Consider the following 19,673-nt stretch of genomic DNA (forward strand, 5'->3'; position numbering starts at 1 on the left):
CCGACCGGCCCCTGCGGGCCCATGGTCAGGTCAGCGCCGGCTCCGCCTGAGGTACGTCGATGTCGATGCTGTCGAGCAGCGACTCTTGGTGCTGGGCGGCGGCGTTGAGCGCGTCGTTCTCATCCTGAATCCGTACAAGCTCGGACTCAAGATCCTGGACGCGCTGCTGAAGCCGTCGCATCTCGGCGAGGAGTCGCGGATCGGAACCGCCGACGTAACCGAGAAGCGCCTTTGCCATGATGGATGGTCCTCCACACTGAGTGACCGACCGATGCGGTGTGGGTCGTGAGGGAATCGCACCCGCGGTGCTCGGCAGTGCTCTGTGTTCACTGCGGTTCTGCTGCCAAACAGCTCTACCGAACAGCTAAGGTGCGCGGGGTTTTCAGCGTCTCACCAAAAAGTTTGACGGTCAACACGATCACACCCTGTAAAGGCGGGCGTCCCGGGGCGCGCGGCTTGACGATCATGCGGCGCGACTCTCCGACGGGGCCCTCAGGGGCACGGAGATCATCCTTACTGCCGCAGCCTGGCACGGCAACCGAATCTTGGCAACCACCAGCTCATTCCGCAGGTCATTTCATGTGTACGCATGACCGCGCCCTTCCCCGTCACCCCCCGCCGCGCCTCGAACACAGCCCGAACACGGGCGGCATTCCACCCCCGCCCGAGGACCGGATCAGCGGATCGCGAATCCCTCGTATCCGCCCCGCGGCGTGTCCCAGATCTCAGTGACTCCGTCAACGCGGCCGGGTGTGTCGTCCGAGCGCAGCCAATCCAGCAGACGGTGGCAATTCTCACGCGGCCCCTCCGCCACAACCTGCACTCTGCCGTCTTCGAGATTGAGGGCGAATCCGGTGAGGCCGCCGATCTCCAAAGCGTTTGCCCTGGTGAACCAGCGGAACCCTACTTGCTGTACTCGGCCGCGTACCCAAGCGGTGAGTCGCACATCTTCGTTCATGCCCGAACGCTAACCGTCCAATTGCTCTCGGAGCACTTCTCGCCGAATCACCATGGCGTACAGTCCCCTCGCAATAGCTTCACTCGATCGGGTGAGCCAAGCGCCGACAACGGCGTCCAGATCGTCAGAAGGGCACAGCAGATGGGACGCCATCGACGCGCCGCCGCAGCTCCCGCCGCTGAACAGCACGCGGAGGGAACGGCAGGCCGGAACCGGAGTACGCGCCGCGGGAAGCGGTCCGGTTTTCCGGTACGTACGGGACTGCTCGGCGTCTCCGCGGCCCTTGCCGTCGGGGCCGTGGCGGTGGCCTCCGGTCTGCTGCCCGGTGGTGACAACTACAACGTGAGTGGTGGCCCGGCCGCCGACCAGGTGCGCTCCGACGCAGCTCCCGATCTCCTGACCCAGGGCGGATCGACGACCGCGCCGACCGACCGCGGATCCGCGTCGGCCAAGGCCAGCCGCGGTACCGAGCGCGCCAAGGGACCCACGAAGTCGGCTTCTCCCGAGGCCGGCTCACCGTCCGCGTCCCCCTCGAAGACCTCCGAGCCGACGAGGACGACGAGGACGGCGGAGGCGAAGGAAACGAAGGGGACGGCCGCCAAGGAGCAGCCGAAGCGCTCCGCCGCCCCGAAGACCCCCGCCGCCGGAACCACGAAGAGCTCGGCACCGGCCCCCGCGTCGAGCCCGGCCGCGCCCAGGACCACCGCGCCGGCCGCCCGGACGACCACCGCACCGGCCGCCGCCACCTCGGCCCAGGCCGCCGTGCTCGCCCTGGTCAACCAGGAGCGCGCCAAGGTCGGCTGCAGCGCGGTGACCGCGAGTTCCTCTCTTGCCTCGCTCGCCCAGAACTTCAGCGACGACATGGCCGCCCGAGGGTTCTTCGACCACACCGACCCCGACGGTCAGTCCCCGTGGGACCGTGCCACCGAGGCCGGCGTCTCGGGTCTCGGCGGTGAGAACATCGCCCGCGGCCAGGCCGACGCCGAGGCCGTCATGGAGTCCTGGATGAACAGCGACGGCCACCGCGCAAACATTCTCAATTGCGACTACAAGACGCTCGGCGTCGGTGTCCACTTCGGATCCGGCGGTCCCTGGTGGACGCAGGACTTCGGCTTCTGAGGCTGCCGGAGCCCTCCTGAGCTCCGCCTGCCCGCACCACCACCCGCTCCGGCCTCGTACGCCCCACAGCTCACCCACGGAATGCGCAATCCCGTGGAAAGCGCTGTGCGGGCGTACGCTGGTTTTCATGGACAGGAACGGCGACAGCGCACCGGACGAGGGCTGCCCGCACGGCACGCTCCCCTTTGACGTGTTCTCCAAGGAGTGCCCCTCGCGCGGCACCCTGGAGCACATCACCGGCCGCTGGGGCAGTCTGACGCTCGGCGCGCTGTACGAAGGCAGCCTCCGGTTCAACGCGCTGCGCCGCCGCGTCGACGGGGTGAGCGAGAAGATGCTCTCCCAGACACTGCACGCGCTGGAGCGCGACGGACTGGTGCACCGCGAGGCCCAGCCGACCAATCCGCCCCGCGTCGACTACGAGCTCACACCCCTGGGGCGTCAGGTCGCCGAACAACTGCTCGGCCTCATCCACCTGGTCCAGGGCCGGATGTCCGAGGTCCTGGTGGCACGCGGGCAGTACGACGAAGCCCGTGCGGGCCGGCCCTGACGTCCTATGGGCGCGGCGGACGCTGGCAGCGGGGGCAGAAGTAGCTCGACCGGTTCATCCAGGCGCGGCGCCGCATCGGCGTGCCGCAACGGTGGCACGGCTCGTCCTCGCGTCCGTAGGCATCGAGCGAGCGGTCGAAGTAGCCCGACTCGCCGTTCACGTTCACATAGAGGCTGTCGAAGCTCGTGCCGCCCTGCGCCAGCGCCGCGTTCATCACGTCGCGGACGTGGCCCAGCAACTCGGCCGACTTGGGGCGGGTCAGGGTCGCGGTCGGCCGGTCGTAGTGCAGCTTGGCCCGCCAGAGCGCCTCGTCCGCGTAGATGTTGCCGACGCCGCTGATCAGCGACTGGTCGAGCAGGGCGCGCTTGACCGTCGTACGGCGTAGCCGCAGCGCGATGTGGAACGCGGCGTCGTCGAAGGCCGGGTCCAGTGGGTCGCGGGCGATATGGGCGATGGTGTCGGGCAGCCCCTCGGCGGTGTTCTCGTGGAGGGAGAGCCCACCGAAGGTGCGCTGGTCGACGAAGCGCAGCTCGGTTCCGACGGAGTCGTCGAAGCGGATCCTGATCCGCAGGTGCTTCTCGTCGAGTGCGCCCTCGGGCTGCACGAGCAGCTGACCGCTCATGCCCAGGTGGCCGAGGAGCGAGGTGGCCGCGTCATCGAGCGGCACCCACAGATACTTGCCGCGGCGCATCGCCGTGCCCAGCCGGACACCGGCGAGCCGGGCCGCGAAGTCCGCACCGCCCGCCACGTGCCGGCGGACGGCACGCGGATGCAGGACCTCGACCTCGCCGACCGTGCGCCCGGTGACCCAGCGCTCAAGACCGCGCCGGACGACTTCGACCTCGGGCAGCTCGGGCACGGTGTCGCTCCTGGATCTGTGGCTGGGTCTTGTTGCGGACAGAGAGAACCCCCCGGTGCGCGGGGCACCGGGGGGTTCTCGGGGTCAGGCAGGAGCAACGTCCGTGGACGCCGGGTCGGCAGGGGTGTCGGCGGCCCCTCCGTCGGCAGCGGACTTCGCCGCAGCCTCCCGTGCTTCCGCGGCGGCGCTGATCTCGCGCCAGGCGGACTCGGCCGCCTGCTGCTCCGCTTCCTTCTTGCTACGGCCGGTGCCGGTGCCGTACGAGACACCACCGACGCGAGCAGCAGCAGTAAAGGTCTTCTCGTGGTCCGGGCCGGTCTCCGAGACGAGGTACTCGGGGACTCCGAGGCTCTCGCTCGCGGTGAGCTCCTGGAGACTGGTCTTCCAGTCCAGGCCGGCACCGAGGTTCGAGGACCTGTCGATCAACGGGTCGAAGAGCCGGTGAACCAGCTCCGAGGCCACGTCAAGGCCCTGATCGAGATAGACCGCACCGATCACCGCTTCAAGGGTGTCGGCGAGGATGGACGCCTTGTCCCGGCCACCCGTGCCCTCTTCACCGCGGCCGAGCCGGATGAAGGAGCCGAGTTCAAGGCCGCGGCCCACTTCCGCAAGCGCACGCGAGTTGACTACCGCGGCCCGCAATTTGGCCAGCTGGCCTTCAGGCAGGTCGGGGTGAGTGCGGTACAGCGTGTCCGTGACCACCAGGCCGAGCACCGAATCCCCGAGGAATTCAAGCCGCTCGTTGGTGGGCAGACCGCCGTTCTCGTACGCGTACGAACGATGGGTCAGCGCACGCACCAGAAGGGCGGACTCGAGGTGGTACCCGAGCCGCCCTTCCAGAAGCGTGTGGGACGAGGCTGTGTTGACGTTGTCTGCCTGCTTCTTGGCGTGGGACAACTCAGACATCGGGCCTCTCACCAGCCGCTCAGACCTCGAGGACCTGGCGCTTGTTGTACGTGCCGCAGCTGGGGCACGCAATGTGCTGCAGCTTCGGCTCCTGGCAACGCTCGCACGAAACCAGGGTGGGGACCGCAGCCTTCCACTGCGACCGGCGGTGGCGCGTGTTGCTGCGCGACATCTTCCGCTTCGGAACAGCCACGGCTACTTCTCCTGCTTCTCGTCGACGCCGGGTGCGGCGCCGCCCATGTTGTCCTTCTCGCCGTCCTGAACGGTCTCGGCGAGTCCTTGCAATGCCGCCCAACGAGCATCGACGACATCGTGATGGTGGCCCGGATTCTCGTCCAGCCTGATTCCGCATTCGGAACACAGACCGGCACAGGTCTCCGTGCACACCGGCTGCATCGGCAGTGCGAGCACTACCGCATCACGCAGCACCGACTCGAGGTCGAAAAGGCCGTCCTCGAGGAAGTACCTGTCCTCGTCGTCCTCGGCGTCGTCGACCGGGTCCGCGGTCTTGCTGCGGTTCCGGTCATCGGCGTCAGGGTACGAGAACATTTCCTGGAAGTCCGCCTTGACCTCAAGGCTCAGCGGCTCCAGACACCTTACGCACTCCCCCTCGGCGGATGCACGGGCGGTGCCTGTGACAAGCACACCTTCCATGACCGATTCGAGGCGGACGTCCAACTGCACGGGTGCGCCTTCCGGCACACCGATGACTCCGTCGATACCGAAGTCCTTGGGGGCGTCCACCGAGCGGGTCAGCCGCTTGAGGGCACCAGGACGCCGGCCCAGCTCGTGCGTATCGAACACGAGAGGGTTTCGGTGGTCGAGGTGGCCGTTCAGGGCTTTTCCTGCTTTCGAATCGTGCGCATCACGCGTGGTGGGGGTGGGCCGACCGGTTCGGAGTCGAAGCGGGCAGCCGGGATCGCGGACATACGCGCGACCGAAGAGCCAGGATACTGGACACACCGCCCAGCACCCAATCCGGCCCTGATCCGGGGCCTGGACCGGACCCCCGGCGCGTTCAGCGCTCCTGTTCGTACCGGCGGAGCTGTTCCAGGTCGATCATGCTGGTGTCGAACAGGCTGGTCTCGTCCAGGGCGCCCTCGCCGTGCTGCTGAAGAGGCTGCTGGAGGGGCTGCTGCGAGGCCTGCACCGGCTGCTGCCAGACGTCGTAGCCCTGCGCCGGGACCTGGCCCTGGTTCGGGTCGTAGCCCTGCGCCGGGAGCTGAGCCCGGTTCGGGTCGTAGCCCTGCTGCTGGTAGCCCGCGTAGGGGTCGGGCTGCTGCTGGTAGCCGGCGTACGGGTCGGGCTGCTGCGACTGGCCCTGGTACGCGTCCTGCTGCTCCTGGTACGCGTAGGTCTGCGCGTACTGCGGTTCGGGCTGCGCCGGGTACTGGGGCTCGCCGTGCTGCTGGGGGACCTGGAGCGCTTCGGGGGTGGCGACCTCGGCCAGACCCGCCCAGTGGTCCTCGTCGCTGGTGTGGCCCTGGGCGCCCGCGGCGTCCTGGGCGGCCATGTGCGCGCCGAGGTCGTCGGTGGCGACCCGGCCGTGCAGCTTCTGCCGGCCGCGGCCGACGGCCTCCAGGGTCTTGGCGAGCACCGCCTCGAAGGCGCCGAGCTTGGTGTCCACGTACTCGTCGGCCCGGCGTTGGAGCGTGGCCGGATCGGCGCTGCGCTCGGGGGCCTCGACGAAGTCCGGGTCCTCGAAGCCCTGCTCGTCGAAGCCCTGGCCGCGGCCGAGGAGCTTTTCGCGGCCCCGGTCGACGGAGCCGATCGTCTTGGTGAGGACGACCTCGAAGTTGGCGAGCTTGCTGTCGACGTACTCGTCGGCCTCGGCGCGGACCTCCTCGGCGTCCTTGCGGGCCTCACCGAGGATCCGGTCGGCCTCCGCCTGGGACTGCCGGGCGATCTCCGTGCCGGAGATGAGCGAACCGCGCTCGGCGTGGGCGGTCTCGATGATCCGGCCGGCCTCCTGGCGGGCCTGCTCGACGAGCTGCTCGTGGCCGCCGATGACCTCCGCGGCCTGCGCGAGCGAGCCGGGCAGGGCCTCCCGCACCTCTTCGAGCATCGAGAGCAGGTCGGCGCGGTTGACCACGCAGGATGCCGACATGGGCATGGACCGGGCGTTCCCGACCGCTTCGACGATCTCGTCGAGCTTCTTCTGCACGTCCACCGTGTGCTCGCCACTCTCTACTGCCGATTGGAGACGGACGGGACGACTGTACGGCCAGTCGGCGCCCGCCCGACACCTGGTGACGGACTGTCAGCGGCTCACTGCTGAGCGAGTCGCTCGGTCAGCGCCTCGTGGACCATCTCAGGCAGCAGGTGCGAGACGTCTCCGCCCCAGGTCGCCACCTCCTTGACCAGGGAGGACGACAGGAAACTGTAGGTGGGATTGGTCGGCACGAAGAGCGTTTCGACACCCGAGAGCCCGTTGTTCATCTGGGCCATCTGGAGCTCGTAGTCGAAGTCGCTGACCGCCCGCAGACCCTTCACGATCGCCGGGATGTCGCGCTGCTTGCAGAAGTCGACCAGCAGCCCGTGGAAGGCCTCGACCTGGACGTTGCCGAAGTCCGCGGTGACCTGGCGGATCAGCTCGATCCGCTCGTCGACCGTGAACAGGCCCTTCTTGGACTGGTTGATCATCACCGCGACATGTACGACGTCGTACAGCTTCGAGGCACGGCCGATGATGTCGAGATGTCCATTGGTGATGGGGTCGAACGACCCCGGGCAGACGGCGCGGCGCAACTTGATTCCCTCGCTCTCCGGTCCGGTCATCGTGCGTCTTCGCACGTAGCGGCGGCGCGACCGTACCAAAGCGTTCCCTCGCCGTAGCGACGGGCCCGCAATGGCTCGAATCCCTTGGGCCAGCTGAATTCTCCGCCTCTGGTGCTGCGCTCTACCGTGACGAGCGCATCGGCTGTGAGCCACCCCTGAGCACGGAGTGTGAGCAGGATCTCGCCAAGATCGACGTCGGTCACGGCGTACGGAGGGTCGAGGAAGACCACGTCGTACGGATCGGCCGGCGCCGGTCCTGTCACGATCTGTTCGGCTTTGCCGGCCCGGACCTCGGCGCCGGGCAGGCCCAGGGTGCGGACGTTGTCACGGACGGTACGGACAGCCGCGGCGTCGGCCTCTACGAGCAGGGCGTGCACCGCTCCGCGGGAGAGAGCTTCGAGGCCGACGGCTCCCGAGCCCGCGTAGAGGTCGGCGATCCGGATGCCGTCGAGCGTGCCGAGGAGCGCCTGCCAGGTGGAGAACAGGCCCTCGCGCGCGCGGTCGGAGGTGGGGCGGGTGCCGGTGCCGGGCGGGACGGCCAGGCGGCGTCCGCCGGCCGCGCCTGCGATCACGCGGGTCATGGGTGTCGATCCTCGGGTCGGGGCGGCGCGCAGGGTGCTGCGGGCGCCGTGCCACCCACGATATGGCGTCGGGGCGGACGGAGCTCCCCCGGGCGTCCGCCCCTCCCTCGCACGTCAGCCCTTGTCGAGGTACTCCTCGCGGTCCTTGTCGAGCAGGGCGTCCAGGGCGATGCGCAGCTCGGGCAGGTGCTCCAGGTCCGGGTCCTCGGCCACGACCGTGACGGCCTCCTGCCGGGCGGCGGCGATGACCTCCTCGTCGTCGATGACGCTCAGGACCCGGAGCGAGGAGCGGACCCCGGACTGGGCCTGTCCGAGTACGTCGCCCTCGCGCCGCTGTTCGAGGTCGATCCGGGAGAGTTCGAAGCCGTCGAGGGTGGCGGCGACGGCGGAGAGCCGGGCGCGGGCGGGGCTCGCCTCGTGGGCCTCGCTGACCAGCAGGCAGAGACCGGGAGCGGATCCTCGGCCCACCCGGCCGCGCAGCTGGTGGAGCTGGGAGACGCCGAACCGGTCGGCGTCCATGATCACCATCGCGGTGGCGTTGGGGACGTTGACCCCGACCTCGATGACGGTGGTGGCGACCAGGACGTCGACCTGGCCCGCGGCGAAGCGGCGCATCACGTCGTCCTTGTCGTCGGGGTGCATCCTGCCGTGCAGCACCTCGATGCGCAGACCGGTCAGCAGGCCCTTGGAGAGCTGCTCGGCGATCTCCAGGACGGCGAGCGGAGGGCGCTTGTCCCCCTCCTCCTTCTCCTTCTCCTCGGCGGCCTTCTTCTTCCCCTTCTTCTTGGCGGCGTCGTCCTCGTCGTCACCGATGCGGGGGCAGACCACATACGCCTGGTGGCCGTTCTCCACCTCTTCGCGGACCCGTTCCCAGGCGCGGCTGAGGAAGTGGGGTTTGTCCTTGGCGGGGACGACATGACTGGCGATCGGCGAGCGGCCGGCCGGCAGCTGGTCCAGGACGGAGGTCTCCAGATCGCCGAAGACGGTCATGGCGACCGTACGGGGAATGGGAGTGGCGGTCATGACGAGCAGATGCGGCGGCTGCTTCCCCTTGGAGCGCAGGGCGTCGCGCTGTTCCACCCCGAAGCGGTGCTGCTCGTCGACGACGACGAGGCCCAGGTCGTGGAACTGCACCTTGTCCTCGATCAGCGCATGCGTCCCGATGACGATCCCGGCCTCGCCGGTGACCAGGTCGAGAAGGGCCTGCCGACGGGCCGCCATGCCCATCGAACCGGTCAGCAGCACCACCTTCGTGCCCTGGTCCGAGCCGCCCAGCATGCCGCCCTCGGCGAGCTCCCCCATCATCTCGGTGATGGACCTGTGGTGCTGCTGTGCGAGGACCTCGGTGGGGGCGAGCATGGCGGCCTGTCCGCCGGCGTCGACGGTGCCCAGCATGGCGCGCAGCGCGACCATCGTCTTCCCCGATCCGACTTCCCCCTGGAGCAGCCGGTGCATCGGGTGCTCGGTCGCCAGGTCGTCGAAGATCTCCTTGGAGACCTTGACCTGGCCGTCGGTGAGGGTGAACGGCAGTTTGGCGTCGAAGGCGTCGAGGAGTCCGCCGGGGACCGGCTTGCGGGCGACGGCGGGCAGCTGGGTGTCCGCGTATCTGCGGCGGGCCAGGGCGACCTGGAGGACGAACGCCTCGTCCCACTTCAGGCGGTCCCTGGCCTCGGCGACATCGGCCTTGGTCTGCGGCCGGTGGATCTTCAGGAGGGCCTCGGGCAGCGCGGTGAAGCCACGGCCCTCGCGCAGCGCGGCCGGCAGCGGGTCCACGGCCTCCTGGGCGCTGGGCAGCACCGCGTCGACCGCCTTGGCGATGCGCCAGGAGTCGAGCTGTTTGCAGGCGGGGTAGATCGGAAGCAGCTTGCCGGCGAAGGCGTCGACGGCCTCGGTCGCCCCGGCCTCGTCGTCGGACTCGGCGTCCAGCAGCTGGTACGTGGGGTGGGCCAGCTGCATCTTGCGGTTGAAGACGGAGACCTTGCCGGCGAACATGGCGCGCCGCCCCGGCAGCAGCTCCTTGTGCGGCTTGTGGACGCCGTGGCCGAAGAAGACCAGCTGGAGCCGGCCGTGGCCGTCGGTGAGGGTCACTTCGAGGCGCTTGCCCCGGCCGCCGTTGAACATCATCACGCGGGCGTCCTGGACCTGGGCGACGACCGTCACGTGCTCCTCCAGGGGGAGGTCGGTCAGCGCCGTGAGGCGGCCGCGCTCCTCGTACCGCCTCGGGTAGTGATGCAGGAGATCACCGACCGTGTGCAGGTCGAGGTGCTCGGCCATCACCTTCGCGGTGGCGCCACCGAGCAGTTTCTTGAGGGGTTCGTCGAACGCAGACACGCGATCCATTGCACACCACGCCACTGACAGTTGTCCGCCGGGCGCCACCGGGCCCCCCGAAACTCCTGGTCAGAATCGCGCCCGCAACTCTAGGATCGGCTCCCACGCTTCTCGTTCGCGATCACCCCGCGGGGGGTCGCCCGACCCGCGCTGTCGCAAGTCCCCCCACCGGCGCTGCGACGATGACATCTGAGACCTCAGCGAATTCCGCGTCCACCGAGTCCGCCACCGCCCAGCAGCCGCACACCTTCCAGGTGGATCTGCGCGGACTGGTCGATCTCCTCTCCCATCACCTCTACTCCTCGCCCCGCGTCTATCTGCGCGAGCTGCTGCAGAACGCCGTCGACGCCATCACGGCCCGGCGTGCCGAGCAGCCGGACGCGCCCGCTCTGGTGCGGCTGTACGCCGAGGACGGCCGGCTGCGCGTCGAGGACAGCGGCATCGGTCTGACCGAGACGGATGTGCACAGCCTCCTCGCCACGATCGGCCGCAGCTCCAAGCGCGACGGGGCGGAGGGGCTCGCCTCGGCGCGCGCGGACTTCCTCGGCCAGTTCGGCATCGGGCTGCTGGCCTGCTTCGTCGTCGCGGCCGAGATCCGGGTGGTGAGCCGCTCCGCGCGGACGCCCGGCGCCCCGCCCGTGGAGTGGTGCGCCCGTGACGACGGTTCGTACACCGTCCGTACGCTCCCCGACAGCGCGCGCCCCGAGCCCGGCACCACCGTGCATCTGACGGCCCGTTCCGGCAGCGCCCAGTGGCTCACCGAGGAACGGGTGCTCGCGCTGGCCAGGGACTTCGGCTCGCTCCTGCCCTACGACGTACGGGTCGGCGAGGCGGCCGTCACCGATCTGCCCGCACCGTGGGACCGCGCGTACCCGAGTCCGGCGGGTCGGCGGGTGGCGCTGGCGCGCCACTGCCACGAGCTGTTCGGCTTCACCCCGCTCGACACGATCGATCTCGATCTGCCGCTCGCCGGGATCCGCGGGGTGGCCCATGTCCTGCCGTCAGCCGTCAGTCCGGCACAGCGCGCGGGCCACCGGGTCCATCTGAAGGGCATGCTGCTGACGGACCGGGCGGACGAGCTGCTGCCCGAGTGGGCGTTCTTCGTGCGGTGCGTCATCGACACGGACAGTCTGCGGCCCACCGCCTCCCGGGAGGCGCTGTACGCGGACGAGACCCTGGCCGCGGTCCGGGACGCGCTGGGCGAGCGGATCAGGGACTGGCTGACCGGTCTGGCCGCGGGCGAACCGGAGCGACTGGCGGAGTTCCTGTCCGTGCACCACCTGGGTGTGAAGTCGCTCGCCCGGCACGACAGCGCCATGCTGCGCACGATGCTGCCGTGGCTGCCGTTCGAGACGACGGACGGACGGCTGTCGCTGGAGGAGTTCGCCCGGCGCCATCCGGTGGTGCACTTCACCCGGACCGTGGAGGAGTTCCGGCAGGTCGCGCCGATCGCCTCCGCGCAGGGCATCGGGGTCGTCAACGGCGGGTACACGTACGACACCGAGCTGGTCGAGCGGCTGCCCTCGGCCCGGCCGGGGACGGTGGTCGCGGAGCTGGACGCCGACACGGTCACCGCCCACCTGGACTCCGTCGACCCGGAGGAGGAGCTGGCGCTCGGCGCGTTCCTCACGGCGGCGCGCGCCAGGCTGGACCCGCTGGGCTGCGATGTGGCGTTGCGCGCCTTCCACCCGCTGACGGTGCCGGCGCTGCATCTGGACGACCGTTCGGCCCGCCACGAGCAGGCGCGCGCCGAGGCCGAGGAGCAGGCGGACGATCTGTGGGCGGGCATTCTCGGCTCGCTGCGCGGCAGTGCGCCGCGGGCCCGGCTCGTACTGAACCATCTCAATCCGTTGATCCGCCGGATCAGTTCGCTGGACAGCCCGGAGCTGGCGGTGACCGCGACGGAGGCGCTGTACGGGCAGGCGCTGCTGATGGCCCAGCGGCCGCTGCGGCCGGCCGACTCGGCGCTGCTGAACCGGGCCTTCCTCGGCCTGCTGGAGTGGGCCACCCATCCCGCCGCCCCGGGGCACTCCCCCGCGAACCCTCAGGAGGACGGCCGATGAGCGCCGATGCCGCGACGATCCGCCAGGCACTGCGGGACAACCAGGAGGAGCCGGAGGGGCCCGCGCGCAACGCGCGTGCGGAGCGGCTGCTGACCGAGGCGGAGCAGAGCGGGGACGCGGCGCTGCTGGTCGAGGCGCTCGTCCATCAGCTGCAGGTCTACAACTACAGCTCCGAGAAGGACAAGATGTTCGTCCCGTTCGCGCGGCTGCTGCGGCTGTGGGACGAACGGCCGGGCGACTTCGACCCGTTCATGACCCACCACCTCTTCTGGATGTTCAAGTGGGTCTCCAGTTCCATGGTCGACCAGCCGCACATCCCGCTCGCCTCCATCGAGAAGTGGCAGAGCGAGATGGAGCACCGCTACCGGCTGGCGGGGCATTCCGAGCGGGCGGTGCGCCAGGGCGAGCTGGAGATCGCCCGGCATCTGGGCGATCTGGAGCGGGCCGGGCAGGCGTACACCGCCTGGCAGGCGGCGGACCGGGACCGGATGGCCAACTGCCACGCCTGCGAGCTGCACGAGCAGGGCAGCTGGCAGGCGCTGCGGGGGCTGGACGAGGAGGCGCTGGCGGCCTGGGCGCCGGTGCTGGAGGGAGAGCACGTCTGCGCGCACGAACCGCATGCGGTGCTGGCCGCCTCGCTTCTCCCGCTGCTGCGGACGGGGCGTGCGGAGCAGGCCCGCGCGCATCATCTGCGCGGGTACCGGATGGTCCGGCCGATGGAGAGCATGCGCTACTCGGTCGCGCTGCACGTCGAGTTCTGTGTGCTGACCGGCAACGAGCCCCGCGCTCTGGAGATCCTGGCGGACCGGCCCGCGTACTTCACCGACAGCGGGAATCCCGGCAGCCTGACGGACTACCTGACCGTCACCGCCTTGCTGATGGACCGGCTGACCGGACTGGGGCACGGTGCGCAGTCCGTACCCGGCCCGGCCGGCACGGACTGGACCGCCGCGTCGCTGGCCGTCGAGGCCAGGGCCCAGGCGCTCGCCCTCGCGGCCCGCTTCGACGCACGCAACGGCAACGCGTACGTGGGTGAGCAGGTGCGGGAACGCCTGGCGCGCCGCCCTCTGCTGGACCGGCTGCCTCTGGGCGTACGGGCCGTGCGGCTCACGGCGCCGTCCGCTCCGCCGGCTTCCGCGGTGGCGCCCGCCGCGGCGGAACCCGCGCAGGACCTGGCCGGGCTGCTGGCCGAGGCGCACCGGCTCTCGGACGCCCAGCATCCGGACGCCGGGTCCGCCTGGCGGGCGGTCGCGGAGCGGGCCGGGCAGCCCGGGGAGGCCGACGCACTGACGGCCCACGACCGGGCGAACGTGGCGGACCATCGCGCGATGGACGGTTCGCTGCCGCCCGCCGAGGCGGCGGAGGTGTTCCGGACGGCCGCCCGGCTGTACGAGGCGGCCGGCGACCACGGCGAGGCCGTCGCGGCGGACGCCAGGGGCGCCTTCCTCCGCTCGACGCAGGACGGCGCGGCCGACGAGGCGCTGACGGAGATCGCCCCGCTCGTGGAGCGGGCTCTCGCCCTGCACGCGGAGGGCGGGGCCACGGACCGGCAGGCGAGCGGGGTGCTGGTCTGCCGGGCCCGGATCCTTCAGCAGCTGATGTTGCGGGCCGCGGACGAGGAGGCCACGGACGCGGCGGTCGCCGCTCTCGGACAGGCGGCGCACGAGGTGCTCGCCTTCGCCGAAGCCCTGCGTACGCGGGACAAGGTGGCCACCCGCGTCTCCGAGGCGCTGGGCTTCCTCGCGGACGTCGCGGCCTACCGCGGCGACGGTCCGGCGGCGGCGGAGCTGTACGCGCGAGCGGCCGCCGAGGTCCACGCGGCGGAACTGCCCTGGTACGCCGTCGAGTACGAGTCCCGGACCGCACGGCTCGCCGCGCAGCTCGACGACCACGAGACGGCGGAGCGGGCCGCGCGGGCCGCGCTGGAGCACGGCGGGACGTCGCTGTCGGCCGCCGGGCGGGCCCGGCTCCATCTCCAGCTGGCCGAAGTGCTCGGCGCCACGGGTCAGTTCGCGCAGGCGACGGAGCACGCCCTCGACGCCGCGCACTGGGCCGACGAGGCGGACGAGAGCGAATCGCTGGGGGTCTACGCCCGGCACCAGCTCGGCGGCTGGCTGCTTCGGCTGGGGCGCGCGGCGGAGGCGGCGGCCGTGCTGGAGGCCGTACTGCCCGATATCTCGGCCGAGGACCACGGGGAGGGCATGGTCGTCCAGACGCTGTGGTGGCTCGGCGACGGACTGTCCGCACTCGGTGAGCCTCGGGCCGCGGCGGAGTACTGGCTGCGGGCGGCGGACATCGCGCGCGGCTGGCCGGAGCAGGACGACCACGCGATGCTGGCCCAGCTCGCCGGGCAGGCGCTGTTCCGGGCCGAGCTGAACCCCGAGGCCGAGCGGGCGTACGAGCGGGCCGGGGAGCTGTGGCGGGGGCTGGGTGACGTTCCCGCGCTGGTACGGACCTTGCGGGTGCGGGCCTGGATCGCGGTCCGGGAGGGACAGCCGGGGCTCGAAGCGGCGCGGGCGTTCATGGCCGCGGCGGAGCGGGAGTGCGAGGGGCCGCAGCTGCGGACGGAGCTCGCGGACACCTACCGCCAGACCGCCGAACTGCTCGCCCACGCGTGCGAGGGCGAGCCGGGCGAGGCGGCGGACGATCCGGCGCGGATCGCGTACGAGGAGGCGCTCGGGTACGTCGAGCGGGCGTCGACGGCCTTCCACGAGGCCGGCCCCGACCACCTCGGCCGGCGCACGGCCGCCGACCTGATGGCCGCCTGGCTGGAGGCGGACCTGGGCCGCGCGGACGCGGCGCTGAGGCGGGCCTCGGAGGTCCTCGCGGCGTACGAGGGGGTGCCGGCGGGCACGGACGAGACGGTGGACGAGCGGCGGTCGGAGGTGGAGTCGCTACGGCGGTACGTGGCGTAGGGGGCGGGGCGTAGGGGGCGGGGCGGGCGTAGAGGGCGGGGCGGGCGTAGGGGCGGGGCGCCGGGGTCGTCCGGCGCGGCGTCTCGTCCTCAATCGCCGGACGGGCTTGATTTCCGGCCCCGGTCCGTGTCCGCGGCGCTACTCCACCTCGATTTCCGGCCCGGTCCGTGCCTGCGGCGCACTCCGCCTTGGATTCCGGCCCCGGTCCGTGCCGGCGGCGCCAATCCACCTCGATTTCCGGCCCGGTCCGTGCCTGCGGCGCACTCCGCCTTGGAATCCGTCCCCGGTCCGTGCCGGCGGCGCCAATCCACCTCGTTTTCCGGGTCCGGACGCTGCCGGTGGTGCTACTCCACCCCGATCAGCAGCGGAGCGCACTGGTGGCCGCCGCGGTAGACCACCGTGTCCACCGCCAGGTAGCCCTCACGGACGTGTTCCTCCAGCGCGTCGGCCAGGGTGTCGGGGACGTCCTCGCCGAGGACCAGAGTGACGAGTTCGCCGCCCGCCGCCAGCATCCGGTCCAGTACCTTCCGGGCCGTTTCGGGGACGTCCTCGCCGATGACGGCCACATCGCCGTCGATCAGGCCGAGGATGTCGCCGGCCTGGCAGATGCCCGCCATGGTCCAGGACTGCCGTTCGGCGACGGCCAGTTCGGCGTAGCGGGTGGCGCCGGCCGCCGCGGTCATCGCGACGACGTCCTCGTCGAAGCTGCGGTCCGGTTCGTGGACGGCCAGGGCGGCGATGCCCTGGACCGCGGCGCGGGTGGGGATGAGGGCTACCCGGATGCCCTCGGTCCGGGCCTGCTCGGCGGCAGCCGCGGCGGTGTGGCGCAGGTCCCCGTCGTTGGGCAGGAGCACCACCTCGCGGGCGTGCGCACGGCGGATGGCGTCCACGAGCTCACCGCTGGCCGGGGGCTCCCCGGGCCGTGCCAGCACCGTCGTCGCCCCGGCCTCCGCGCACAGGCCGCCGAGGCCGTCGCCCGGGACGACCACCACGACCGCGCGCTGGGCGGGTTCGGGGCGGGCGTGCACCCGGTCCGCGGCGAAGTGGGTGATCCGGATGCGGTACGGCCGCCCGGCCTCGACCCCGGCCTCCACCGCCGCTCCCGCGTCGTCGACGTGCACATGGACGTTCCACAGGCCGTCGCCGCCGACCACCACGAGGGAGTCGCCCAGCCCGTCGAGCCGGGTCCGCAGCCGCTCCACGGCTTCGTCGTCGGCCTCCAGCAGGTAGATGACCTCGAAGGCCGGGCCGTCCTGCGGGTCGTCGCCCGCGGGGCAGTCCACGGCGGCGGCAGTGGCGGGAGCGGCCGCTGCCTCGTACACCCGTTCCGGGGCCCGGCCGGAGACCGCCTCGACCAGTGCGCCGAGCACCGCCACCAGACCCCGCCCGCCGGCGTCGACGACCCCGGCGCGGCCGAGCACGGCGAGCTGCCCGGGAGTCGCTTCCAGGGCCGTCCGCGCCCCTTCGTACGCCGCCTGCGCCACCGCGGGCGCTCCGGCGCCGTCCGGCGTCCGCCCCGCGGCCTCGGCGGCCTCGGTGGCCACGGTCAGGACCGTGCCCTCGACGGGGTGGGCGACCGCCTCGCGGGCCGACGCCGCGGCCCTGGCCAGGGCGATGCGCAGCGATCCGGTGCCCGCCCCCTCGGCCAGTACCCCGGCCATGCCGCGCAGCAGCTGGGCCAGGATCGTGCCGGAGTTCCCGCGGGCCCCGATCAGCGCCCCGTGCGCCATGGCGCGTACCGCGTCGGCGGTGGAGGGTACCGAGGTGCCGGTCTCGTGGGCGGCGAAGACGGCCTCGACGGCCGCCGCCGCGGATTCCACGGTCAGATAGAGATTGGTTCCGGTGTCGCCGTCGGCGACGGGATACACGTTGATCGCGTCGATGGCCTCACGCTCCCGGCCCAGTGCGTCCAGCGCCAGTGAGCACCAGGTACGCACCGCGACGGCGTCCAGGTCGTCGGCGGTCTGCGGCACCTGATGGTCCTCCTCGAAACGCGTACCGGGACGGCGGGCTGCACCGCAGAGTAGTCCCGGCCGGCGGCCGGGAGAGGCCCAGGGGCGGGGCGAGCGGCTGTGGACCCATGGTAGTTTCGTATCTCCGACGCAGCCGTTGTATGCTGCTTCGGTTGCCCGACGAGAGTCGGGAACATCCCCCGGTACCGCCACTTCAGTCAATGAATCCGGCGTGCCGGAATTCACTGTAAGTGCATCTGAAGTTTTGGAGTGACCCGTGGCTGCCAACTGCGACGTTTGCGGCAAGGGGCCGAGCTTCGGCAACAGCATTTCGCACTCGCACCGCCGTACGTCCCGTCGCTGGAATCCCAACATCCAGCGCGTGCGTGCCGTGGTCGGGCGGACGCCGAAGCGGCTCAACGTCTGCACCTCGTGCATCAAGGCCGGCAAGGTCGCGCGCTGACGTTCCCGTCGTAGCGCAGCCCTACCGGTTGCCCAAAAAGCCGGTCCACCTCGGTGGACCGGCTTTTTGCTGTGCTCCGGCGGCGGGGCCGCTCAGCGGGCGCCGCGCAGCCGCCACCCGTGGTCGACCGGGCCGATCCCCGACCCCAGGGGAAAGCCCGCCGCGATGGCGCCTGTGACGTAGGCCTTCGCGCCCTGTACCGCCGTGGGCACGTCCTGGCCCAGGGCCAGTCCGCAGGCGATGGCGGAGGCGAGGGTGCAGCCCGTGCCGTGGGTGTGGCGGTTGTCGTGGCGGGGGGCGCGCAGCCAGTGCTCCTCGATGCCGTCCGTGAGCAGGTCGACGGGTTCGCCCGGCAGATGACCGCCCTTGACGACCACCCAGCGGGGCCCGTATCCGAGCAGTGCGGCCGCGGCCTGTCGCATTCCGGCCTCGTCGGTGACCGTGATGCCGGTGAGCTGTGCCACTTCGTCGAGGTTCGGGGTCGCCACGGTCGCGACGGGCAGCAGCTTCGTACGGACCGAGTCGAGCGCCTCTGCGGCCAGCAGCGGGTCTCCGTGCTTGGAGACGCCGACCGGGTCGACGACGACGGGGGCGTCCGTCCCGGCGAGAAGTTCGGCGACGGTCTCGACGAGCAGCGCCGACGCCAGCATGCCGGTCTTGACCGCGTTCACGCCGATGTCGTCCACGACGCTGCGGTACTGGGCGCGTACGGCCTCCGCGGGCAGCTCCCAGGCGCCCTGTACGCCCAGCGAGTTCTGTGCGGTGACTGCGGTCAGCACGCTCATCCCGTGCGCACCGAACGCCAGCATCGTCTTCAGGTCGGCCTGGATGCCCGCACCGCCGCCGGAATCGGATCCGGCGACGGTGAGCACTCGGGGCGGTACGGCGGAAGGTATCGGCATACGCCGCAATCTACTGGGCGTCCTCGATGTCGCCGAAGTGGTCCCAGCCGCTCTTGGCTGTCCAGGGCGCCCCGTCGACCGTCACCTGCGGCAGCGCCGAGGGGTTGAGGACCTCGCCGATCACCTTCCAGCGGGCCGGCAGCTTCACGTCGGCCGGGAACGTCGCGACGATCGCGTGGTCCTCGCCACCGGTGAGCACCCACTGGAGCGGGTCCACGCCGACGGCCTGCCCGATGTCGGACATCTGCGACGGGATGTCGATGAGCCCGGAGCGCAGGTCGATGCGGACCTTGCTGGCCTCGGCGATGTGCCCGAGGTCGGCGACGAGTCCGTCACTGACGTCCGTCATCGCGGTGGCGCCGAGACCGGCCGCCGCGGGGCCTGCGTGGTAGGGCGGTTCGGGGCGGCGGTGGGCCTCCACGAAGGCGCGGGGCGAGCGGAAGCCGCGCGAGAGCACGGCGTACCCGGCGGCGGACCAGCCGAGCCAGCCGGTGACGGCGACGACGTCGCCCGGCTGGGCGCCCGCCCTGGTGACGGGTTCGTGGTTGCGCAGATCGCCGAGCGCGGTGATCGCGACGGTGATGGTGTCGCCGCGCACCACGTCGCCGCCGACCACGGCCGCCCCCGCGACCTGGCACTCGTCGCGGATGCCGTCCATCAGCTCCCCGGCCCAGGTGACCGGGAGTTCGGCGGGGACGACGAGGCCGAGGAGCAGTGCCGTGGGCACGGCGCCCATGGCCGCGATGTCGGCGAGGTTCTGTGCGGCGGCCTTGCGGCCGACGTCGTACGCCGTCGACCAGTCACGCCGGAAGTGCCGCCCCTCCAGCAGGATGTCCGTGCTGGCCACGACCCTGCGGTCGGGGGCGGTGATGACCGCGGCGTCGTCGCCGGGCCCCAGCCGTACCGCCGGAGTGGTGGTGAGCCGGGAGGTCAGTTCCCTGATGAGCCCGAACTCCCCCAACTCGCCCACGGTTCCCTTCACCGAGTCTCACCTCTCATCTATGGGGCCGGACGGGCGTCCGGCCTGCTTCACCGGCCGGGCGCCCGAACCGGCCGTGGAGCGCGGCCGCCGACGGGAGCGGCGGTCCGTCGTGCTGGTCACGGGCATGCGTGTCCCCCGTCCGCGCCGCTGAGCTTGCGGTCGCGGGTCTTCACTGCTGTCGGTACTGTCAAGAGATACGTCAACTTGTGTGTTCTGTACGCCACGCTGTGGGTGTCATCCGGCCCGCAGGTCTCCCCGCGGCCCGCGGCAACGCGATACCGTGGCGTCCCTTTCCCCCACATGATCCTCGTGGCCGC

At 71.4% G+C, this 19,673-nt stretch carries 18 protein-coding genes; 5 read left to right on the top strand and 13 right to left on the bottom strand.

Annotation, left to right across the window (positions count from 1 at the left end; genetic code table 11):
- Window positions 1-25 precede the first annotated feature (25 nt).
- Both OG912_RS06965 and OG912_RS06970 read right to left on the bottom strand, forming a co-directional pair.
- A complete protein-coding gene (locus tag OG912_RS06965) occupies window positions 26-238 on the bottom strand; it encodes a hypothetical protein (RefSeq protein ID WP_018551753.1) in 213 nt (70 codons plus the stop codon).
- A gap of 438 nt (window positions 239-676) precedes the next feature.
- Window positions 677-958 carry an acylphosphatase gene (locus OG912_RS06970; protein WP_326739020.1) on the bottom strand — a complete coding sequence of 94 codons (282 nt, stop codon included), beginning with the start codon at window positions 956-958 and terminating at the stop codon, window positions 677-679.
- Window positions 959-1,099: 141 nt separating this feature from the next.
- On the opposite strand from OG912_RS06970, the gene OG912_RS06975 reads away from it, so the two are divergent.
- Both OG912_RS06975 and OG912_RS06980 read left to right on the top strand, forming a co-directional pair.
- Window positions 1,100-2,077, top strand: a complete 978-nt coding sequence (locus OG912_RS06975; RefSeq protein ID WP_327708629.1) for a CAP domain-containing protein — start codon at window positions 1,100-1,102, stop codon at window positions 2,075-2,077.
- 127 nt (window positions 2,078-2,204) lie between these two features.
- Window positions 2,205-2,624, top strand: a complete 420-nt coding sequence (locus tag OG912_RS06980) for a winged helix-turn-helix transcriptional regulator (protein WP_326739018.1) — start codon at window positions 2,205-2,207, stop codon at window positions 2,622-2,624.
- Window positions 2,625-2,628: 4 nt separating this feature from the next.
- On the opposite strand, the gene mutM is transcribed toward OG912_RS06980, so the two are convergent.
- The 8 genes from mutM to recG all read right to left on the bottom strand — a co-directional run bounded on the left by mutM (window position 2,629) and on the right by recG (window position 10,088).
- Window positions 2,629-3,483: a bifunctional DNA-formamidopyrimidine glycosylase/DNA-(apurinic or apyrimidinic site) lyase gene (gene mutM, locus OG912_RS06985; RefSeq protein ID WP_327708630.1), complete on the bottom strand. Its 855-nt coding sequence runs from the start codon at window positions 3,481-3,483 to the stop codon at window positions 2,629-2,631.
- A gap of 84 nt (window positions 3,484-3,567) precedes the next feature.
- The gene (gene rnc, locus OG912_RS06990) at window positions 3,568-4,389 is read right to left on the bottom strand and encodes a ribonuclease III (protein ID WP_326739016.1); all 822 of its coding nucleotides are present in this window, start codon (window positions 4,387-4,389) and stop codon (window positions 3,568-3,570) included.
- Window positions 4,390-4,408: 19 nt separating this feature from the next.
- The gene (gene rpmF, locus OG912_RS06995) at window positions 4,409-4,582 is read right to left on the bottom strand and encodes a 50S ribosomal protein L32 (protein ID WP_003965982.1); all 174 of its coding nucleotides are present in this window, start codon (window positions 4,580-4,582) and stop codon (window positions 4,409-4,411) included.
- 2 nt (window positions 4,583-4,584) lie between these two features.
- Entirely contained in the window at window positions 4,585-5,193 is a 609-nt protein-coding gene (locus tag OG912_RS07000; protein WP_327708631.1) for a YceD family protein, read from the bottom strand.
- Between the two features lie 214 nt (window positions 5,194-5,407).
- Window positions 5,408-6,559 carry an ATP synthase F0 subunit B gene (locus tag OG912_RS07005; RefSeq protein ID WP_327708632.1) on the bottom strand — a complete coding sequence of 384 codons (1,152 nt, stop codon included), beginning with the start codon at window positions 6,557-6,559 and terminating at the stop codon, window positions 5,408-5,410.
- Window positions 6,560-6,657: 98 nt separating this feature from the next.
- Window positions 6,658-7,137 (bottom strand): pantetheine-phosphate adenylyltransferase, encoded by a 480-nt coding sequence (gene coaD, locus OG912_RS07010; RefSeq protein WP_326740789.1) that lies wholly within the window; start codon window positions 7,135-7,137, stop codon window positions 6,658-6,660.
- Between the two features lie 26 nt (window positions 7,138-7,163).
- Entirely contained in the window at window positions 7,164-7,748 is a 585-nt protein-coding gene (gene rsmD, locus OG912_RS07015; RefSeq protein ID WP_327708633.1) for a 16S rRNA (guanine(966)-N(2))-methyltransferase RsmD, read from the bottom strand.
- A 114-nt stretch (window positions 7,749-7,862) separates the two neighbouring features.
- Window positions 7,863-10,088 (bottom strand): ATP-dependent DNA helicase RecG, encoded by a 2,226-nt coding sequence (recG, locus tag OG912_RS07020; RefSeq protein ID WP_327708634.1) that lies wholly within the window; start codon window positions 10,086-10,088, stop codon window positions 7,863-7,865.
- A gap of 173 nt (window positions 10,089-10,261) precedes the next feature.
- On the opposite strand from recG, the gene OG912_RS07025 reads away from it, so the two are divergent.
- Window positions 10,262-12,142, top strand: coding sequence for an HSP90 family protein (locus tag OG912_RS07025; RefSeq protein ID WP_327708635.1), 1,881 nt, complete (start codon window positions 10,262-10,264; stop codon window positions 12,140-12,142).
- Window positions 12,139-15,057, top strand: a complete 2,919-nt coding sequence (locus tag OG912_RS07030; protein WP_327708636.1) for a tetratricopeptide repeat protein — start codon at window positions 12,139-12,141, stop codon at window positions 15,055-15,057. The genes OG912_RS07025 and OG912_RS07030 overlap by 4 nt, the downstream gene beginning before the upstream one ends.
- Before the next feature lie 344 nt (window positions 15,058-15,401).
- Here the strand turns inward: OG912_RS07030 and OG912_RS07035 are convergent, their stop codons facing one another.
- On the bottom strand, window positions 15,402-17,030 hold the full coding sequence (locus OG912_RS07035; RefSeq protein WP_327708637.1) for a DAK2 domain-containing protein: 1,629 nt from the start codon (window positions 17,028-17,030) through the stop codon (window positions 15,402-15,404).
- Window positions 17,031-17,286: 256 nt separating this feature from the next.
- On the opposite strand from OG912_RS07035, the gene rpmB reads away from it, so the two are divergent.
- Window positions 17,287-17,472: a 50S ribosomal protein L28 gene (rpmB, locus tag OG912_RS07040; RefSeq protein ID WP_003965989.1), complete on the top strand. Its 186-nt coding sequence runs from the start codon at window positions 17,287-17,289 to the stop codon at window positions 17,470-17,472.
- Between the two features lie 92 nt (window positions 17,473-17,564).
- On the opposite strand, the gene thiD is transcribed toward rpmB, so the two are convergent.
- Together thiD and OG912_RS07050 are read right to left on the bottom strand one after the other, a co-directional pair.
- Entirely contained in the window at window positions 17,565-18,374 is an 810-nt protein-coding gene (thiD, locus tag OG912_RS07045; protein ID WP_327708638.1) for a bifunctional hydroxymethylpyrimidine kinase/phosphomethylpyrimidine kinase, read from the bottom strand.
- A 10-nt stretch (window positions 18,375-18,384) separates the two neighbouring features.
- A complete protein-coding gene (locus OG912_RS07050) occupies window positions 18,385-19,356 on the bottom strand; it encodes a thiamine-phosphate kinase (protein ID WP_326739007.1) in 972 nt (323 codons plus the stop codon).
- Window positions 19,357-19,673 lie beyond the last annotated feature (317 nt).

Source organism: Streptomyces sp. NBC_00464 (assembly GCF_036013915.1).
Classification (GTDB): Bacteria; Actinomycetota; Actinomycetes; order Streptomycetales; family Streptomycetaceae; genus Streptomyces.

What these genes read in the sequence shown, in the direction of transcription:
- OG912_RS06965 (WP_018551753.1), bottom strand. Translation starts at nt 238, where the DNA reads ATGGCAAAGGCGCTTCTCGGTTACGTCGGCGGTTCCGATCCGCGACTC.
- OG912_RS06970 (WP_326739020.1), bottom strand. Translation starts at nt 958, where the DNA reads ATGAACGAAGATGTGCGACTCACCGCTTGGGTACGCGGCCGAGTACAG.
- OG912_RS06975 (WP_327708629.1), top strand. Translation starts at nt 1,100, where the DNA reads ATGGGACGCCATCGACGCGCCGCCGCAGCTCCCGCCGCTGAACAGCAC.
- OG912_RS06980 (WP_326739018.1), top strand. Translation starts at nt 2,205, where the DNA reads ATGGACAGGAACGGCGACAGCGCACCGGACGAGGGCTGCCCGCACGGC.
- rnc (WP_326739016.1), bottom strand. Translation starts at nt 4,389, where the DNA reads ATGTCTGAGTTGTCCCACGCCAAGAAGCAGGCAGACAACGTCAACACA.
- rsmD (WP_327708633.1), bottom strand. Translation starts at nt 7,748, where the DNA reads ATGACCCGCGTGATCGCAGGCGCGGCCGGCGGACGCCGCCTGGCCGTC.
- recG (WP_327708634.1), bottom strand. Translation starts at nt 10,088, where the DNA reads ATGGATCGCGTGTCTGCGTTCGACGAACCCCTCAAGAAACTGCTCGGT.
- OG912_RS07025 (WP_327708635.1), top strand. Translation starts at nt 10,262, where the DNA reads ATGACATCTGAGACCTCAGCGAATTCCGCGTCCACCGAGTCCGCCACC.
- OG912_RS07030 (WP_327708636.1), top strand. Translation starts at nt 12,139, where the DNA reads ATGAGCGCCGATGCCGCGACGATCCGCCAGGCACTGCGGGACAACCAG.
- thiD (WP_327708638.1), bottom strand. Translation starts at nt 18,374, where the DNA reads ATGCCGATACCTTCCGCCGTACCGCCCCGAGTGCTCACCGTCGCCGGA.